General features: G+C 39.6%; 8 protein-coding genes and 2 pseudogenes. 8 read left to right on the plus strand and 2 right to left on the minus strand.

What is annotated here, in order from left to right:
• Window positions 1-151: 151 nt before the first annotated feature.
• From Q0486_RS06720 to Q0486_RS06755, 8 genes and pseudogenes are all read left to right on the plus strand, one after another.
• A complete protein-coding gene (locus Q0486_RS06720) occupies window positions 152-3052 on the plus strand; it encodes a helix-turn-helix domain-containing protein (protein ID WP_299231429.1) in 2901 nt (966 codons plus the stop codon).
• A 294-nt stretch (window positions 3053-3346) separates the two neighbouring features.
• Window positions 3347-5623 carry a family 20 glycosylhydrolase gene (locus tag Q0486_RS06725; protein ID WP_299231431.1) on the plus strand — a complete coding sequence of 759 codons (2277 nt, stop codon included), beginning with the start codon at window positions 3347-3349 and terminating at the stop codon, window positions 5621-5623.
• 49 nt (window positions 5624-5672) lie between these two features.
• The gene (locus Q0486_RS06730; protein ID WP_299231433.1) at window positions 5673-8975 is read left to right on the plus strand and encodes a TonB-dependent receptor; all 3303 of its coding nucleotides are present in this window, start codon (window positions 5673-5675) and stop codon (window positions 8973-8975) included.
• A 14-nt stretch (window positions 8976-8989) separates the two neighbouring features.
• On the plus strand, window positions 8990-10954 hold the full coding sequence (locus Q0486_RS06735) for a RagB/SusD family nutrient uptake outer membrane protein (RefSeq protein WP_299231435.1): 1965 nt from the start codon (window positions 8990-8992) through the stop codon (window positions 10952-10954).
• Between the two features lie 4 nt (window positions 10955-10958).
• Window positions 10959-13301: pseudogene (locus Q0486_RS06740) on the plus strand (GH92 family glycosyl hydrolase); the annotation flags it as partial.
• A 48-nt stretch (window positions 13302-13349) separates the two neighbouring features.
• Entirely contained in the window at window positions 13350-14012 is a 663-nt protein-coding gene (locus tag Q0486_RS06745; RefSeq protein ID WP_299231820.1) for a basic secretory protein-like protein, read from the plus strand.
• 35 nt (window positions 14013-14047) lie between these two features.
• Window positions 14048-15298 carry a basic secretory protein-like protein gene (locus Q0486_RS06750; RefSeq protein WP_299231437.1) on the plus strand — a complete coding sequence of 417 codons (1251 nt, stop codon included), beginning with the start codon at window positions 14048-14050 and terminating at the stop codon, window positions 15296-15298.
• A gap of 24 nt (window positions 15299-15322) precedes the next feature.
• Window positions 15323-17686: a hypothetical protein gene (locus Q0486_RS06755; RefSeq protein ID WP_299231438.1), complete on the plus strand. Its 2364-nt coding sequence runs from the start codon at window positions 15323-15325 to the stop codon at window positions 17684-17686.
• Window positions 17687-18051: 365 nt separating this feature from the next.
• Here the strand turns inward: Q0486_RS06755 and dapA are convergent, their stop codons facing one another.
• Entirely contained in the window at window positions 18052-18945 is an 894-nt protein-coding gene (gene dapA, locus Q0486_RS06760) for a 4-hydroxy-tetrahydrodipicolinate synthase (RefSeq protein ID WP_299231440.1), read from the minus strand.
• Between the two features lie 218 nt (window positions 18946-19163).
• A pseudogene (ligA, locus tag Q0486_RS06765) lies at window positions 19164-21161 on the minus strand (NAD-dependent DNA ligase LigA); the annotation flags it as partial.
• Window positions 21162-21200: the final 39 nt, after the last annotated feature.

A 21200-nucleotide genomic window follows, 5' to 3' on the forward strand; every position in this document is an offset into this window, starting at 1 on the left:
ATTAAATATTTATATTGTAATATATAAACCCTTGGCATAAAAGAGTACACTAAAATGCATAAATGGATAATAAAATATGCCCAAAAGTTGTATGTTATTTATAAAAATATTAATATTGTACATATTAACCTATAATAACCTTGAAATCATAATGGGAAGAAAAATATTTATATTTGTAGTCTGCTTGGTGTTTACATCATTTGTTTATTCGAATAATAAATATGTAATAAACAGTATAGCCTCTGAAAAAGGACTTTCAAACAGTGCGGTTCTGACGATATTTCAAGATTCCAAAGGTTTGATGTGGTTTGGTACTTATGACGGATTAAATTGTTATGACAGCAATAATATGGAGGTCTTTCGTTCTAAAAGTCCGTATAATGAAGAATTTACTTTCAAGAGTAATATAATCCAAAAGATATCACAGGCAGATAACGAATGTCTTTGGGTCAAGACATTTTTAGGAGTGGCCAGGTTTTCTATTTCCGAGAAAAGCATAAAGGATATTTATCCTAATTCAGAATATTATTCTGTGTATTCCAATTCGAATGGTGACACTTGGATCATAAATTCGTCAGAACTTCTGTATTATAATACTTTCCATAAAGAGTTTGTTTCTTTGGGAGAGATTGTTCCAGATGCAAATAAGATAAGCAACTCGATAGTAACCGGGAGCGGTGAACTGTGGATAATGTATTCCGGAGCATCAGATATAATATCATTCAGGCTTCCATCCTTTAATAATCCGGATAAAGAAACAAATGTCCGAAAGGATATCATACCCTTGCATGGCATGTGTATAGACGAATATTTTGTACAGCCTGACAATACTTTCAGTTTCATCGACGCAGACAAAAATCTTTATTTGTATGATATTGCATCTAACACCAAAGTGTTTGTCAGGAATATTTCTGCTGTGATACAGAAATATGGAAAGATAGAAAATATTGTATCTTTTGATGATGATGTGATATTGGCATTCCATTTGAATGGCCTTGTCAGACTGGACTTCATGTCCGGTTATAGTGAAGAGGCAATTGACAGGAGCATTAGAGTCTTTTCTATGACAAAGGATAGAAATTCTAATATTGCATGGGTTGGAACTGATGGTCAGGGCGTTCTGATGCTTTATAAGAACAATTCAATAGCCAGCACCCTTGAATTGTCTTCTCTTTCTCCATTATTGAAACGTCAGGTCAGAAGTATATCAACAGACAGATATGGAGGCTTATGGATAGGAACCAAAGGTGATGGACTTATTCATTTGCCGGATTACGAAGAAAACTGGAATAAGAAAACGGCTGTAGAAATCTATTCAGGGGCGTCAAGGCAGTCTTTGTCGGATTACGTGCCATGGAAACATGACAAGAGAGTGTTTAGTATTAATGAAAGTAGATTTCATGACGGTATGTGGATTGGCGGAACAAACTCCAATTTGCTTTATTTTTATTCTTTTGCTTTATCAAAGATGATTGAAGTGTCAGGATTTGATACAAAGGGTAAAACAGTAGAAATAAAAGGTGTTTATGAAGAAAATGAGAATACATTATGGGTATCTTCTACATTGCTGGGACTTGTAAGGATAGAGCTGGATATGGAACGTTCTGGGGCTATAAATATTTCAAAACAGGAAGTAAAGGAAATAATAAATGATGATAGGGACACATTATCTGTATTTTATTCGATGATTAATCAGGGAGATTCCATATTATGGTTGGGTGACAGAGGTAAAGGATTGATTATGTATAATATGAAGAATAATACATATAAGGTATTTTCTTTTCAAAAGATTCTGGGACGTCCTGTTGATGATATATTGGCTATTTGTCGATACGATGACTATAAGTTCTATATAGGGACTTCTACTGGTATGGTTTCGATGAAATACATCAATGATAGTGTAAAGAATATAACTTATATAGGTCAGGAACATGGCTTATCTAATGATATGCTTCACGGAATTCTGTCCGATAAGAATGGTTTTCTTTGGATAAGCAGCAATAGGGGATTAAACAAGTATAATCCTATGAACGGCAGGATACATACATTTTATGGAAATGGTATAAATATAAGTGAATTTAGTGATGGGGCATTTTATAAATGTCCATACACAGGTCGGTTATTTTTCGGTGGAGTAAATGGCCTGCTGTATTTGTCAGATAATACAGCAGTTCAGAATGCTCAATTTCAGGATATTGTTTTAAGGGATTTCTGGATTGAAAATGAACGTATTTCTGCTCCCGATTATTCATATGATGGAATGAAAGGCTTTAAACTGGATGTGAGAAAAGGTTATTTCAGACTCAAGTTTATTGTACCTGATTATGTAGGTGGTGAAAATATAGAGTATTCATATCTTCTTGAAGGATATGATACTGACTGGTCACTTTTCAGTAAGAATAATGATGTTACATATTCAAATGTTCCTTCTGGAAAGTATTTATTTAAAGTCAGGTATAAAAAGGATATTAATGAGAATAATGAGAAAATCTTAACTGTACCTATATATATAACCCGTCCCTGGTATATGTCGCCATATACATATATTGTACTCTTGATTATAGTTTTATTATTAGGTGGGCGTTGGTTTTATATGTATTTTCCAATAGAGAAAATGCCAATAGGTTTATTCAACAAACGAAGACGCTCTAATGAAGTATTGTCAGAGAATTTATATAACGATGTGGCTCATTACGGAATAAGGTTCGGCATCAATAACGATGAACAGTATAAGTTCGTTGCGAAACTCGTGTCAATAATTGAGGCTAATTTGAATAATGAATCTTTGGGTATACCATATCTGGCATCAGAATTGAATATGAGTACAAGACAGTTTTATCGTAAGTTCAATGACGTTTCTGCCGATGTTTCTCCTAATGAATTTATTAAAATATGTCGTTTGGAAAAAGCAGCAGATTTGCTGAAAAATTCTGATTTGTCTATTCAGGATATAATATCAAGTGTGGGTATTAATAGTCGTTCGTATTTTTACAAGGAATTTACCAAAAGGTATGGAAATACTCCAAAAGATTTCAGAAAGACTACAGAATAATCATTACTCATCTGTCTGTTATGGATTTTATTGCGACATATATCTGTATGAAGTCATGTCTTAATTCAGCATAAGCTGTGCTTTATTGCGACAAAAGTCTGTATTCTCCTGATAATCAGATGTTGAATTAAGAACATATTATTTTGCTTTCTCATATTACGACTTTCTTTTGCAAGTGTTTCATTTGGCATTATGCGGGACATTTCAGTCGTAGTTTTTTTATTTCTTTGCATTGTCCGAAAGATGTTTCGGATTAGTAACACAAAGAAATGATTTAACTTTAAATTCAGTAGTATGAGAACCATCCTAAAAACAGCAGTTCTGGCTTTGGGTACATGCATAACGGTATCCTGTGCAGACCTCCAGACTAATACTGAAAAGAGTATTATCCCTTTACCAGTTGAGGTAGCCAAAACCGGTGGCGTGTTTACCTTCGAAAATGGAATGTCTCTATACATTAATAATGAGTTGCTGTCGCCTTTACGTTTGCTTATACAGGAAGTGACAGGCAAAATATTCAATTTCTCAAATGACGAAAATACTTCAGAAATAAAAATCTACATTACAGAGAATATTAAAGAAGAAGGCGGATACCGTCTTGATATCAGTAAAGATAATATAGTTATCGAAGCATCCGATTATAATGGTGCTGTATCTGCACTATCTACAATTCGTCAACTTCTTCCTGTTTCAGTACATGATAAAGCCGTAGTTCCATGTGTGGAGATTAATGACTATCCCGAATATCATTGGAGAGGGATGCATCTTGACGTTTCACGTCATTTCTACAATAAAGGAGAAGTAATGAAGCTTCTTGACCTCATGTCGTTATACAAGTTTAATAAGTTTCATTGGCATTTAACTGATGATCAGGGCTGGAGAATAGAGATAAAGAAATATCCTCTTCTTACTGAAAAAGGTGCTTGGCGTAAATTCAATGATCAGGACCGCACATGCATGCGTCTTGAAAAAGAACAGTTTAATCCGGACTATAAAATACCTGAAGATAAGTTATCTGTAATAGAGGGCGACACTATTTATGGTGGATTTTACACTCAGGAAGATATAAGAGAAGTTGTTAAATATGCAGCCGACAGGGGCATTGACATCATACCTGAAATAGATATGCCCGGACATTTCCTTGCCGCTATCAGTCAATATCCTGATGTTGCATGTAACGATTTGATAGGCTGGGGGGAAGTTTTTTCTTCTCCTATATGTGTAGGCAAGGATTCTACACTCGAATTCTGTAAGAATGTATGGCGTGAGGTATTCCAACTCTTTCCTTACGAGTATGTTCATTTGGGTGGAGACGAAGTAGAGAAAGTAAACTGGACAAAATGCAAGTACTGTCAGAAAAGAATTAAAGATGAGGAATTGAAATCTGCTGAAGAACTTCAGGCATGGTTTGTCAGGGATATGGAAGAATTCTTTCATCAGAATGGGAAGTTGATGATTGGTTGGGACGAAGTTGTAGAAGACGGTTTGTCGGACAGAAGTGTTATATCTTGGTGGAGAAGCTGGTGTCCTGACGCAGTGGCAAAGGCTACTGGCAATGGAATGAAAGCCATTATATGTCCTAATTCGTATCTGTATTTCGATTATGAACAGAAATCTGATTATCTCAAAAATATATATAATATGAATGTAATACCAGACGGACTGTCGGGCAAACAGAAAGAACTTGTTTGGGGAGTTCAATGTAATATTTGGACAGAATGGATTCCTACGATTGACAAGCTGGAATATATGGTTTTTCCTCGAATGATGGCAGTAAGCGAAATAGCCTGGTGTGATAAATCAAGATTGAATGATTTCAATGGTTTTGATGACAGGGTTATGGAACATTTCGTTAGGTTGGATAATATGGACGTAAACTATCGCATTCCAGATCTTACAGGTTTCTATGAAAAAAACGTGTTTATAGAAGATGCTATGTTAAATATAGAGTGTGCTTTGGAAAATGTTCAAATAAGATATACCACTGACGGTACCATTCCAGATTCATTTTCTCAACTTTACACGCAACCAATTATAGTGACAAAAGACACTGAGTTCAAATTTAGAGCATTCCGACCTGACGGATCATACGGAAAGTTATATAATGCAGTGTACACTAAGGATGACTATTCTCCTTCTGTTCAGCCGGAAAAAACATTGGAAAAAGGCCTCATGGCTTCATTGTTTGATTTCTCTGGTAATAAATGTAGTGATATCTTTTCTTCTAAACTACACAGCACATATATAAGTGAGAAAATAACTTATCCAGATAAATGTAAAGGTAATCTGGCTGTCGTATATAGAGGATATATTGACATACCTGCAGATGGAATTTATACTTTTTCTTTATTGTCCGATGACGGAAGTCTTTTAAGAATAGATGGTGAAATAATTATTGATAATGACGGATTACATTCGGCTGACGAGAAGAATGCCCAAAAAGCTTTGCGTAAGGGATTACATGAACTTGAAATATCTTATTTCGATTATTATGGGGGCATTTTGAAACTATTTATCATTGACGGAAATGGAGAAAAGACCGAATGTCCAGCTGAGTGGCTTAAACATTAACAAAATAGATTTAACGGTAAACTGGTGACTAATTTTAAAACATTGTATTATGAAAAAACTCGCTAAAGATTTTCTCAGGGAAATGAGAATAGGTGCTTTATCGCTAACGGCTATCGCTGCACCATTTTCTTTTTCTGAACTTAGGGCGGATGTTTTGGAAGTTGATTCTGAGATAGCCCAACAGAGTAATATCACGGTACAAGGTACTGTGATTGATGAGCATGGTGATCCTGTGATTGGTGCTAATGTTCTGATTAAAGGTGTAACAGGTGTAGGTTCTATAACCGATATGGATGGAAAGTTCACTATTGTAGTCCCTTATGCCAATGCTACTCTTAACATTTCATTTATTGGTTACACACCCGTGGAATTGCCATTGAAAGGTGAAACAGTAGTAAAAGTGACTCTTAAGGAGGATACAAAAACTCTTGAAGAAGTTGTAGTAGTAGGTTTCGGTACACAGAAGAAACAGACAGTAACAGGCTCTATGACTTCAGTGTCTGTTAAGGAACTTAGCCAGAGTCCATCGGCTAATGTATCAAATGCTTTGGCAGGACGTTTGCCTGGTCTTACAGTAACACAGTATGGTGGTGGCGAACCTGGTAAGGATGTTGGTTCGTTGACAATTCGTGGATTGTCTACATATAATGGTGGTGCACAAGCTCCCATTGTCATTGTAGATGGTGTAGAACGATCGTTTACAAACCTATCTCCTGATGAAATAGAAACATTCTCCATATTGAAAGATGCTTCCGCTACAGCTGTATATGGTGTAAGAGGTGCTAACGGTGTAATTATAGTAACCACCAAGCGTGGTAATAATTCTGAAAAGCCAACCGTAGAATTCAAGGCACAGATGGGTATAACCCAACCTGTAAAATTCTCTGAATATCTTGGTTCTGCCGATTATGCAATGTTGTATAATCAAGCCTTGAAGAACGATAACCCAGGGTGGGCTACTGATCCTTCAGTACAGGCTAAGATGTTTCCACAGGCAATGATTGACAATTGGCGGAAGGCAAAAGGTGACAATTCTGATGGTTTAGGTTATAACATGAATTTATTCGATTTTGCATTCAAGCCTGCATTACAGCAAGATTATAGTCTTTCTGTCCGTGGGGGTAATGAAAGAGCACGTTATTTTGCCATGATTGGTTTCTTTGATCAGGGCGGTAACTATAAATACACAGACTTAAATCCTACCTACAGTACAAATGGTGGATATACACGTTATAATCTGCGTTCAAATATCGACGTTGATATTACTAAGAATTTCTATGTACGTTTGGGGTTGGGCGGACGTATTACCAAGACAAATGAGTCTGGTGGTGGTTCAGGCAATATCATATTTACTGCAAACACAGTTCCTCCAATGTATCCGGTGGTTTTGGAGTATAATGGTTATCCTTCTAATGATGACTACTATATAGACAATTCAAGAGGACTTCTTTTCGGTGATACACAGTTCAGAAAGAATATTCTTGGTGAAATTGCCTTTATGGGTTATAAAATGGGGCAGCAGACTAATTTCGACGGTACATTTACTATCGGACATAAATTGGATTTCATTACAGAGGGATTGAAGATTGAAGGATTGTTCTCGTATGATATGGCTGAATCGCAGTACACATCACGTGTTCCTGGACGTCCTACGGTTAACAATGAAGAATATGGAGGTTATGCGACGTTCTATCCTGTGTCTGGTAGTTCTGCATTTTGGAATCCTGATCAACCTCATTATATGGGAGCATACGTTCCTGCTGTAAACAATCATACTGTAAATACACCTATTGGAAATGCTTTCAGTCATGGCAGTTCTACTGGAAAAACATATTATCAGATAAAACTTGATTATGCCCGTAAGTTCGGTTTGCACAATGTGGCTGCAATGGTTATGGCAAACAGGTCTGAAACAAGAATAGACAATCAGGTTCCATATCGTTATCAGGGTCTTGCTGCACGTGTTACATACGATTATCTTAATAAATATCTTTTTGAGACCAATCTTGGCGTAAACGGTTCGGAAAACTTCTCAAAAAAACATCGTTATGGTATATTCCCGTCAGTGTCGGTAGGTTGGATCGTAACAGAAGAATCTTTCATGATGGGTACACAACATTGGCTTGACCACTTGAAACTGCGTGCTTCGGCAGGTATCTCTGGTAATGATCAGGGTATCGGACGTTTCCTTTATGCCCAGTATTACAATAATACCAACGGAAATGGTTGGGGATTAGGTCCAAACCTCGATCAGGGTATGGGCGGTGGTCTTGAAGAAGGCGATCTTGCAAATCCTGACTTGACATGGGAAAAAGGTCAGAAGGTAAACGTAGGTATCGATATGGATATGTTTAATAACCGTTTGTCTTTTACCGCTGATGCTTTTTATGAAAGACGATATGATATTATAACCAATACCGGTGGTTCCGACGTAATCGGTATTCCTGATGTGTTAGGCAAAGTGTCTTCATGGGTAAATGCCGGTGAGGTTATAAACAGAGGTATTGATGTTGAAGTTAGCTGGAACGACCGAATCAACAGAGACTTCTCTTACTATGTAAAATTTAATGGTGGTTTTGCCAGAAACAAGATTATTGATATGATGGAAATAGATAGAGAGGTACCTTGGATGCAGCGTACAGGACATAGAATAGGTGAAAACTATGTATATGAGGTAGACCATTTTGTAAAAGATCAGGCTGAAGCCGACCGCCTGAATGCAATGAACAATGGTACCGGATTCCAGAAATGGGGTAAGTTGGTTCCAGGAGATGTAGTTTATAAAGACTTGAACAATGATGGTATTATTGACGAGCTGCATGATATGCGTCCTATGGGTAATCCTAAGATACCTGAGTTCCAGTTCGGTATTCCTATGGGCTTTTCATACAAGAATTTCGATGTCAGTCTCTTATGGCAGGGTGCGGCATTGACATCAATGATGCTTAACGGTCCTGCAGTATTTGATTTCCCTGTAATGGGTGCTCAGGGTAATGATATGGGTAAGGTAAAACCAATGCACCTTGACTCGTGGACACCTGAGAATCCTGATGCCAAATATCCGGCACTTCACTTAGGTAATCATCCAAACAATAAGAATGCAAGTAGCAGCCTCTTCCTGTACAATGCTTCTTACGTAAGACTGAAGAATATCGAGATAGGTTATAGCCTTCCTCTCAAATGGATAAAGAACGCATACCTGCAGAGGGTAAGAATATATGCCCAAGGACTTAACCTTCTTACATTCGACGGTCTGGGAGATGTTGATGTTGACCCGGAGACAAAAGATGGTGACGGTACATGGTATCCGATACAGAGAGTTATTAATTTTGGTATTAATGTGACATTCTAAAATATACGATATATATGAAATTACTGCATAAAATATCAACAATAGCGTTGTCTGTCTTTATAACCGGAGCTATGGCTTCATGCAGCGATTTTCTTGACAGACAGGACGACGGTAAACTGCAGGAGGCGGAAGTCTTTAATAAGTTTACAGAAGTAGAAAAACTTGTGACTCAGCTTTACACTGATATGTATGACCGTTCAAGAGGTCTTGAACTTCTATATTCTCATAATATAGGTACTATTTGTGATGAATTGGATTTTAATAAAGCCGATTCTGATGCCCCATATAAAATTCTGAATGGTGAGCTTAGTGCAGATCCTAGTTCTATATCTCAGGTTAATGGTGGTGGATGGTGGTGGCAACAGTATCAATCTATTAGAAAAGCCAACAAGATTATTTGGGGTGCTGAGAATTATAATACTCCAGATCATCCTTCCAAGCCTGGCCTTTTGAAACAACGTGTTGCCGAAGCCAAATTCTTCCGGGCATATTTCCATTATATGCTTTTGAGATGGCATGGTGAGATGGTTTATATGGACAGATTGGCTAGTCCTGATGAGGATCCAGCTACATATGCTGTGCGCGAATCTGTACACGCAAGTGTGGAAAAAATATGCAAGGATCTTGATGAGGCTGCAGCTGATTTGCCGGTACAACAGTCTGGTATGGAAATAGGACGTATTGACAAAGGTACATGTCTTGCGGTCAAGGCAATTGTAAGGTATATTGCTGCACAGCCATTATATAATGGTGGTGAATCTGGAGTTTCTCCATTGGGTAACAATGATACCAGAGTCGGCGCCGAAGAATACAGGGAGTTCAAGCCTGAAAGATGGAATGCAGTGCTTCAGGCAGCCGAAGAGTTCTTCACTGAATGCGGAAACAGATATTCGCTCTATTCCAAATATTCTGAGACAGATTTCGTGGACGACTTGAATGACAAGTCTAAATCCGACAGAAAGGTTTACACACGTTTGAGCAAGATGTTTTCTGATGTTGACTTCTATCTTACAGAGTCAATTCTTACTCTGAAAGGAGGTAAGGATACCCGTTGGATACAGGACAACTTGCCAGACAGAAACGATTTCGGAGGCCAGACCCGTAACCAGCCTACACAGGAACAGGTCGACCAGTATGAATACATTGTAGGTGATTACGGATACAGCATATTCAGCAACGAAGCTAAAGATGGAGGTTATGATGATGAAAATCCTTATGTGAACCGTGACCCACGTTTCTATCGTGACATTATATATGCAGGAGCAAAATTTCAGTCAATAACATACTCTCCGCAAGTAGGTGGCGAAGATGAAATAAATCATTCCACATTACGCGACGGTAAAGATACACGTACCGGTTATGCACTGAGAAAATTTGTTTATGAGGATTACGATAAGGAAGGTTCCGTTACAGCGATGTTCTTCCCTCTGATACGTCTTCCTGAAATGATGCTCATATATGCCGAAGCTCTTAATGAGACAGATAATTCTGAGGCTGGTCAGAAAGTCTATGATCTGTTGAATCAGATAAGAAACCGTTCTTTCATGAAGAAAGTTCCTGAAGCAGTAAAGGATAATAAGGAATTGCGCCGTGAGTATATACAGCGTGAGCGCCGTGTGGAATTGTTCTTTGAAAATAACAGATACTTCAATCTTCGCTATAAAGGTATTCCTACATCGTCAGAAGAACTCCTGAAGGAAGGAAGATATCTCAGTCTCTCATCCGACGGTGACGAAAGAGCACAGAAATGGGTGGAAAACGGCAATGGTGAGTATCCTCAGACACAACATTACGTGCATGGTATGATACCTGTATCCGATCCGAATGGAAAGGTTACTATCGGTAGTGGCAAATATAAGATGAAACGAATAGAAGGAAAACAAATGGTAAGACAGTTCACTTACAGAAACTATTTCTTCCCGATCAACAGTAATGAAATAGCCAAGACTCCTTCTTTGAAACAGAATCCAGGTTGGTAAAATTATATATAAACATAGATATATGATGAGATTAAAATTCATATTGATGACAGCAGGCTGTCTGGCTATAAGTAACATTATAGCCCAGACAGAATATGTCAACCCTATGATTGGCACAAATGGAATGGGGCATACTTTCCCGGGGGCATGTGCTCCTTTCGGATTGGTACAGCTCAGTCCTGATACTGATACCTTGTCACACAATGTCGGTGGTGTCTATAATAAGGATGTTTATGCCTATTGTGCCGGTTATCAGTACGATGATCCTACTATTGTAGGTTTCAGCCATACACATCTTAGCGGTACAGGACATTCTGATTTGGGTGATATACTGATAATGCCTACTGTAGGCGAACTGAAATTGAATCCCGGTCGTGCCTTAAATCCTGACGAAGGCTACAGGTCACGCTTCAGTCATGATACTGAAATTTCAAGTCCGGGCTATTATGAAGTGATGCTTGCCGATTACAACATCAAGGCACAGCTGACTGCAACACAGCGTACAGGTGTACATAAATACACTTTTCCAGAAGGAACTAAGGAGGGCCGTATAATTCTTGACCTCATACATGGAATATATAATTATGATGGCAAGACATTGTGGGCATCATTGAGAGTGGAAAACGATACTCTTGTTACCGGCTACAGGATTACGAACGGTTGGGCACGTACCAATTATACTTATTTTGCCATGTCTCTTTCCAAACCTATAAAGAATTATGGCTATAGGGACATGGAGGAAGTCAAATATAACGGTTTCTGGAGAAGATTCGATATCAACCGTAACTTCCCTGAAATGGCAGGCAGAAAGGTTGTGTCATATTTCGAATTCGACTTTACTGATGATAAATCCCTTGAGGTTAAGGTAGCTCTCTCAGGAGTCAGCACGGAAGGTGCCTTGAAGAATCTTATGGCAGAAACTGGTGGAAAAAATTTTGACACTATTTCATCACAGACACTCGACAAATGGGAAAACGAGCTTTCTACTATCAAGGTAGAAGGAACAGCCGATCAGAAGACAATGTTCTACACCTCGTACTACCACACTATGATAAACCCTTCGGTTTATACAGATGTTGACGGCTGTTACAGAGGTCTGGACGGAAATATCCATAAGGCAGAAGGATTTGTCAATTATACAATCTTTTCCCTTTGGGATACATATCGTGCAGAACATCCGTTCCTCAATCTGATGAAGTCGGACAGAAACAGAGATATGGTTGTTTCCATGATACGACATCAGCAGCAGAGTGCACATGGCATGCTACCAATATGGAGTCACATGGCGAACGAAAACTGGTGTATGAGTGGTTATCATGCAGTATCAGCACTCGCAGATGCAATATCTAAGGGAGCCGATATAGATAGGGTAGAAGCTTTGAAAGCTATGATAAGGACTTCAAAAGTTCCTTATTATGATGGACTCGACGATTACATGTGGTTGCATTATGTACCGTTCGACCATTCATCCACTTCTGCATCCACCACTTTGGAATATGCCTACGACGACTGGTGTATATATAATGTAGCAAAGCAGGCTGGCGAAGAACGTATAGCCGAAGAATATCGTAGGAGAGCATTGAACTACCGCAATCTGTTCGACACCTCGATAGGTTTTATCCGTCCCCGATATGCGAATGGTTCTTTCAAGAGCGATTTCGATCCGCTACAGACACACGGAGAAGGTTTTATAGAGGGTAATTCATGGAATTTCTCTTTCCACGCTCCTCATGATGTCAATGGTCTTATCACATTGATGGGAGGTGACAGAAAATTCATCAAACGTCTTGATGATTTGTTCGAAATGGAACTTCCTGCATCATATTATGAGAAGAACGAAGACATAACAAAAGACTGTCTCCTCGGAGGATATGTTCATGGCAACGAACCAAGCCATCACGTGCCATATCTGTATGCCTGGACATCACAGCCGTGGAAAACACAGTATTGGATACGTGAGATAATGAATCGCATGTACAAGAACGATATAAAGGGTCTGAGTGGCAACGATGACTGCGGACAGATGTCAGCATGGTACCTGTTCTCTTCTCTTGGCTTTTATCCTGTATGTCCCGGAACAGACCAGTATGTGCTTGGAGCTCCATACATGCCATATCAGGAACTATCGTTGCCTAATGGCAGAAAATTCGTCATCAAAGCTCCCGGAGTAAACGATAAGAGACGATACGTCCGTTCTGTCAAACTTAATGGTAAACCTTACTCAAAGATGTATATCACCCACGCAGACATATTGGCAGGAGGAGAACTTGAGTTTGTTATGTCTTCCAGTCCGAACAAGTCCCGTGGTTGCCAGTTGGCAGACAAACCTTATTCTCTCACAGAGGGCAAGATAGAAGATAGACTGGCTGCATGGAAAGACTATAATGTAGGTGAAATAGAGTTCTTCGACAAGTCACCAGAAACAAAAGGCTCTGAAATCTATAAAAAGATTGTTCCTGAACCTGAAAAATATATAGCCGACAAGGCACGTAAGGTTCTGGCTACATTATATTTCTCTCCTGAAGACAGTATAACTCCTGTACGCAAGTTGGACTACACTGTTGAAAAGGTCGACGGAGTATCGGCAAAGGGTGGTGGAAACGGTGAGATAGCCATATGGTATAGCACCAACCATATTGAGAAGTCATTTGCAAAGAACGATACAGCCAGACTTGATTATGAAACCCGCGGAGTCCTGTTCCATGAGCTTACACATGCCTATCAGCTGGAACCGCAAGGCATAGGAACATACGGTACCAACAAGACATTCTGGGCATTTATAGAAGGAATGGCAGATGCCTGTAGGGTAGCCAACGGATGCTTCACAGCCGACGATCGTCCACGAGGTGGAACATACATGGATGGATACCGCACAACAGGCTTCTTCATAGCATGGTTACAGAACACTAAAGATCCGGATTTCATCAGGAAGTTCAATAAGTCTGCGCTCACTGTAGTACCATGGTCATTCGACGGAGCTATAAAATATGTGTTGGGAGATGAATTCAGTGTAGATGAGTTGTGGGAAGAATACCAGAAAGAAGTAGGAGACAAGTGATTTTATTATATTAAAAACATTAAAGTAAAACAATTATGAAAAAGTTATTTTATATATGTGTTATGGCTGTTTTGGGACTTATCTCATGCAATGATGGCGATCCTTTCAATGGTCAGGGCATGCGTCCTTCGCTTCCTGGCGTAAGTGATGCGCAGATAGTAGAGATAGCAGAAGCCAAATACGAGCCGACATTTAAGGAATTGTACCTTTACTGGAAACCGGTTTCAGATGAGCTGAAGGCAAATTTCCTTGGAACAGAGGTTACTTTTACTACACATTCCGGTAAGCCTTTGACAACAAATATCATGCGCGACAAGAACTTTCCTCAGGCATACGAGAGAGTTGCCATTGCTACAAAAGATTTTTCATCAGTTATCTACAGAAGTATATGGCGTAATGAAAAAGGTGAACAGATTTTCAGTGATTATTGTAAGCTTAAAGACCTTGGCCTTGATATTAAGAATGTGAATATAGGTCCTGAAGAAACATTTAAGGATATGCATATGCCGGAATGGAAGGAAACCAACGATTTCCCGGGAACAGACGCAAGTAACCTTTATTATCAGGTTGTAGGTACTCCTCCTTATTCGTATTATGAAAATTCTCTTAAGACAGTTTGTGGAGCGATGTGGTTTAATGAGAATGACCCTTACAGAGAGCTGGTAGAGATCGATTGTTGGTTTAAGAAGACAAATGATCCGGGTATAGTAGCCTATGTGACAGGGGCTGGAAATACCACAATAGTATGTATAGGTCAGGAAGCTGTGTCAAATCTCATAACTAAACCTGTAGCTGAAGCAAAAGCAGAGATAGACGGTGTTTGTTATCATGAATTGACTCACACAATGCAGGTAAACAATCTGAATGCGGGTGACACCCACAACCATTATTGCTTCGTCGAGGGAGGAGCAGATGCTTCCAGATTGATTTGTGGAGGTTTCAGCGACAAAGAAAGAATGGCTAGAGCAAAAGTTGCAGTGGCAAAAGCTGAGGATCAGACTGAAGATCCTAAACGAGCACCTCATCCATGGCTCGAACAGTATGATCCTTCAGGATTTTTTATCGCGTGGCTTAGAAGATACGACGGTGATTTCTGGAGAAAATTCAATTATTCAACTCAAATTATAACATCAGGATGGACTTTCGAGGCTGCTGTGAAACTTATATTTGCTGACAATACGGCTGTTGCAGCCGATATTGCTGCAAAAGACTGCAAGAGTGACATCCTCCGTGGATTATGGAGAGTATATAAGGAAGATGTATTGTCAGAACAGATAACAGAGTAAAATAACCTTGAAACTGATATACTTATGAAATCTAATATTTTAAACAAATGGAAGAATATATGTCTGGCAGCCGGATTGGTGGCTGCCGGAGCATGTACTCCCGAGGAATACATTCCTGGAGTAAAGATGATGGACATACCTGTGAGCCAGTCCAATGTAGATCCTGACGTTAAGGCACAGTGGAAAGTCGGCGATTCAGTCTCTGTATTTTTCGATGGTATTAAGACTCCGAAATATTTCACAGTTACATCAGTAAGTGCTGATCTGGAAAGTGCGACCATACGTGGCGATTATCCTTACGGTTTAAAGGAGGGAACTAAAGTAACGGCAGTATATCCTCATAGAGCCATAAGCACAGACATATCTGCGATACCTGTTGATTTGACGGATCTCATATATAAGAATGGTGCCATTGATTTGTCTTCTATGGTATATTCGTCTTCAGGCATTTACAATAATGATCAGATAACAACACTCGGATTTAATGCAGAAACATCTAGATTGACGATTGATCTGGAACCTTTCGAAGGTTTTGATCCAGCTTTGTTAAGTAGAGTTGATATTGTGGCTCCGTCTCTTACGACGTCTGCCAGTCTGAATTTGTTGGCAGGTGAGGATGAAGACAGGTGGAGACTGAGGGTGAACAACGGATTGTCTGTCACTCTGAAAGAACCTGTAACGGCTACAGCACGTACTGAAAATGGAGGGGTCAGGATAGACCTTATATGTATCCCTACTGAAGAAGGTAAAAAAGTTGACAAGCTGAATGTATATCTTACAGCCGGCGATGACATGTTCTATGCCGAAGTGAATGAAGGTTTCGACATAAAGCAGAACATGCACATCACATCGCAGAAAACAGATATGCTGAATAAGTCTGAAAGCGGAGCATTGATATTCTGGCGAAAGCTTGAGGAAAAACAGATGACCTCGGGTGTTATACGCGATTCTGAAGGAGTTTTCAGGGCATATTATGATATAAATTATGCTGATAGGAAAGTTAAGTTCATACAGTTGTCTAAAGAAGATTTTGAGCAATATAAACCGGCTGAAATCACAGAACAGGATCTTACCACAGGTTACTATTCATTGGATTGGCAGATTCCCGTTTGTGGAGTCAAAGGAATGAAATATGATACTGCTACAGGTACAATTTCCCTTACAATGGACGAAGGTGCTTCCTCAGCCTCAATTGACGGTAATACTACGGCTGCAACGGAATTCCTTAAGGGAAACGGTGTGCATTACGAAATAAAGCTAAACCGTGGACAACAACCTTCATACGGTAGGGGAGCCATGTCCAGAGCATTATGGGAGGGAGCTATGTCACAAGGTTTCATGAATGTGATAGAACTTAACTCAGGAAATGGCTGGACATTTGTAACTTATCCTAATAATTATACATCATATCAGTCGAAATATACTGTTCTTTCCAAGGATATGATAAAGGCTGAATGGACTGGAAGTTTTTTGCCAGACAATTTTACAACAGATAAGGATTTGAATGAGCAGACTATTCGTCAGACCATTTTGGACACTTATTATTCCGAAAATCTGTTTATTCCTGCAATGGAAGGTTCGCATATCTTCTTTGTAATAAATTTGTCAAGCGGAGAGTGGTTCAAATTCCAGCCTCAGAATGAGGACGACTATAGTGTTGTAGAAGGTTCTTCAATAGAAAAACGTATTTTGCTTGGTAAATTTGATTCTGGAGTATTCCGTAAGAATGGCGAATTTGCCGCATATTATGATATGGATCTGAATGCTGGCACTGTAAACTTTTATTCCTTGAATAATGGAGAAATCGAATTCAAACAAGGTGTAGCTTTAAATAAGTCTGATAGATCGATTTCATGGACAGAACCCGTACAGGGGATAACAGGAATAGAACTTGATGACAATAATAATCTTGTATTGAGCGGAGATAATTCATTGTCATTAGATAATAATCCTACAGCATCAACTGAGTTTCTTGATAAGAATTCAGGGCATCATTATACTATAGTAATCGATAGGAATTCGGGAAAGTGCAGTCGTGGTAATATGCCTGCCAAATTCCTGGAAATGGTAAAACAGCATCCTAAAATGACTACCATTGAAATAAATAAGGATTGGAATTGGGACTTTGTCATATATCCTGCAGGCCCTAATGGTTATGCATTCTATAAGACTGTGTATGAGTCCATATCAAATGATGAGATTCGTTTCACAAACAATGGTTTTGATTCAGGCTTTACAGACGATGAAAACGGTAAGAATGCCATACAAGGTATCTTGGACAGTTTCTACGACGTAAATATAGTTGTTCGTCAAAAAGTTGGCGGTTATAAACCGTTCTATGTAATCAATAAGTCTGGTAAAGGATGGTTCTTGTTTGAACGAGATTGATAGATAATGCTAACGGTGTTCATCTTTGGTTTCAAGAGATGAACACCGTTAAACTTTATTATTACGGATATCACCTTTATTGCAAATCTCACTGGAAATGACTATATTTATAGTTTTATTTTTCTGTCCCTGATTTTTATATAATCAGTATTATGTTTAATTAGAAATATGGAAATACGCCAGGGGCTTCCCTTTCTCATAAAACTTGTTTGATTTCTATTTTTATTTCAAATTGCTGAGAATCCGATTTTTTGGATGAAATGAAATCTTGTCTGAAAATATTGAATCTACAGAAAACGAAAAATGCTTTATCCTTCGGTTTGAACGATAAAGCATTTTTCCTGTATTATTGATTTATTGTTGTTCTAGCATTTCACTTTCAATCCTTCCAGAACCTTACGCATTTCTTCGTAAGTAGTGATTCTTGTAGGAACCAATGGAAGTCTCAGTTTGTTTTCTATCATGCCCATCATGCTGAGCATCGCTTTCACTCCTGCAGGATTTCCGTCCACGAACAGAAGTTTGAATAGTTCCGTAAACTGATGATGTATTGTCAGTGCGCTGTTGTAGTCGCCAGCCAATGCAAGTCTTGTCATACGGCTGAATTCTCTTGGGAACGCATTACCTATTACAGAGATTACACCTACAGCTCCCAAAGTTATCAACGGGAATGTTATTCCGTCATCTCCGGAGATTACATCGAAGTTCTCAGGTTTCTTCTTGATTATTTCGTCCATCTGCGAGATATCGCCCGATGCTTCTTTTATGGCTACTATATTGTCGAAATCATGTGCGAGTCTTAATGTTGTGGCTGCTGTCATGTTTACTCCCGTACGTCCAGGAACGTTGTAAAGTACGATAGGAAGCTTGGTTGACTGTGCAATAGCCTTATAGTGCTGATATATGCCTTCCTGCGAAGGTTTGTTGTAATATGGTACAGCTATCAGCAATGCGTCAACACCGGTCATGTCGTCATTCTTGATAGTGTCTATTACAGTCTGTGTACAGTTGCTGCCCACACCGAGAAGTATAGGAACACGTCCGTTAACTCTCTCTATTACAAGCGATTTTATCTTCTTTTTTTCTTCAGCTGTCAGTGTTGGAGTCTCTGCTGTTGTACCCAGTACACAGAGAAAATCTATACCGTTCTGCACCTGATATTCCACCAGTCTGAGTAGTGCATCGTAATCAACGCTTCCGTCTTCTTTGAATGGTGTGATTAGTGCCACTCCCATTCCTTTCAATCTTTTTCGTATCATAAATTAATGAATTCCTCGTTTGTGAATTACAAAAGTACTAATATTTTCATTTAAAACTATATTTCTATCACTTTTTTTGGTTAAGTTGGTAAAATTTTGAATTAAAATAATTCCAACTGTATGTTCCCTTTTGCTTTTTGGGGTTTTTCTTCCACCGTTTCCGTAGCTACAGGTTCTGCTGGCTTTTCTTCCTTTACTGTAGTCTTTTCCGCATTTTCTATCAGCTCCAGAAATTCTTTTTCATCCATAATCTTTATTCCCAGTTTCTGTGCCTTTTCCAGTTTGCTGGGACCCATATTCTCACCTGCCAGAATGAAACTTGTCTTCTTTGAGATACTTCCCACATTCTTTCCGCCGTGCTTCTCTATTATGTCCTTGTATTCGTCCCTAGAATGAACGGCAAATACTCCGCTTATCACTATCGACTGCCCCTCAAGGACGTTCGATACAGCTGCTGTTTCTTCGGCTTCCATTTCCATTTTCAGCCCTGCAGCTTTCAGTCTGGCCACCAGTTCACGGTTCTTTTCGCTGCTGAAGAAATGTATTATACTCTCCGCTATTTTCTCTCCTATCTCGTCTATGGCCATAAGTTCTTCCTTGGTGGCCGACATCAGAGTGTCAATATTTTTTATTGAACGTGCAAGCTTTTTCGCCACTGTCTCACCCACGAATCTTATGCCCAGAGCAAACAATACCCTTTCGAAACTTACCTGTCTCGAAGCTTCCAGACCTGCCATTATGTTTTGTGCCGATTTCTCTCCGAATCGTTCCAGACGTGCAATATCCTGCTCGTGCAGATTATACAGGTCGGCTGCATTGCCTATCATTCCTTCCTGATAGAACAGGTCAACCGTTTCAGGTCCCAGTCCTTCTATGTTCATGGCCTTACGGCTTATGAAATGCTCTATCTTGCCCTTGATTTGCGGAGGACATGAATCCTCGTTCGTGCAATAATGTGCCGCTTCATCTTCAAATCTGGTCAGCGGTTCTCCGCATTCCGGACAGTGTGTGATGAATTTCACAGGCATGCTGCCGGGAGTTCTCGAAGCAATATCTACACCAGTTATTTTCGGGATAATTTCGCCTCCCTTTTCCACATAAACCATGTCCCCCTCGTGCAGATCCAGACTCTCTATAATGTCCGCATTGTGCAGCGATGCTCTTTTCACTACCGTACCCGACAGCTGTACCGGATCAAGATTTGCCACCGGTGTTATGGCTCCCGTACGTCCCACCTGGTATGTCACCTTCTGTAGCTTCGTCAGAGCCTTTTCCGCCTGAAACTTATACGCTATTGCCCAACGAGGCGATTTCGCCGTATATCCCAGGTTCTTCTGCTGTCTGATAGAGTTCACTTTCAGTACAATTCCGTCGGTAGCCACAGGCAGGTTCTTTCTTTCCGTATCCCAGTATTTTATGAAGTCGAACACCTCCTGCAGAGTCTTCACCTTGCGTGTAGTGTCCGAAATCTTGAATCCCCATTTGCGTGCTTCCTGCAGATTTTCGTAATGTCCGTCACATGGCAGGTTGTCGCCCAGAAGATAATAAAGATATGCGTCAAGCTTTCTCGATGCCACTACAGACGAGTTTTGCAGTTTCAGCGTACCCGAAGCCGCGTTTCTCGGGTTGGCAAACAGAGGTTCCTCACGTGCCTCACGTTCCTTGTTCAGTTTCTCGAACACTTCCCACGGCATAAGTATCTCACCTCGTATCTCGAATTCCTTCGGATAGTTGTCACCTTTCAGAACCAGAGGAATGGTACGTATAGTCTTCACGTTGTTTGTCACATCGTCACCTTTCACTCCGTCTCCACGTGTCACTGCTCGCACCAGCTTGCCGTTCTCGTAAGTAAGTGATATCGAAGTGCCGTCGAATTTCATTTCACAGCAAATTTCGAAGTCCTCGTTAAGCGATTTTCTAACCCTCTCGTAGAAGTCCGTAACCTCCTCCTCAGAGTATGTGTTACCCAGCGAAAGCATAGGATATTTGTGTTCCACCTGCACGAAATCCTTGTTGATATCGCTTCCCACCCTCATCGTAGGCGAGTTCTCGTCATACGTTTCCGGATATTTGGCTTCCAGATCCTGCAGTTCGCGCATCATGCGGTCAAACTCGATGTCGCTTATCACAGGCGAATTCAGTACATAGTAATTATAATTATGCGTGTGAAGTTCTTCACGCAGCTGATATATTCTTTCAATTTCAGGATTTGTCATAATATTTACGATGTTAGCAATGCAAATTTAGCAAAAAAA

The sequence above is a fragment of the uncultured Bacteroides sp. genome (assembly GCF_937912035.1).
Taxonomy (GTDB): Bacteria; Bacteroidota; Bacteroidia; order Bacteroidales; family Bacteroidaceae; genus Phocaeicola.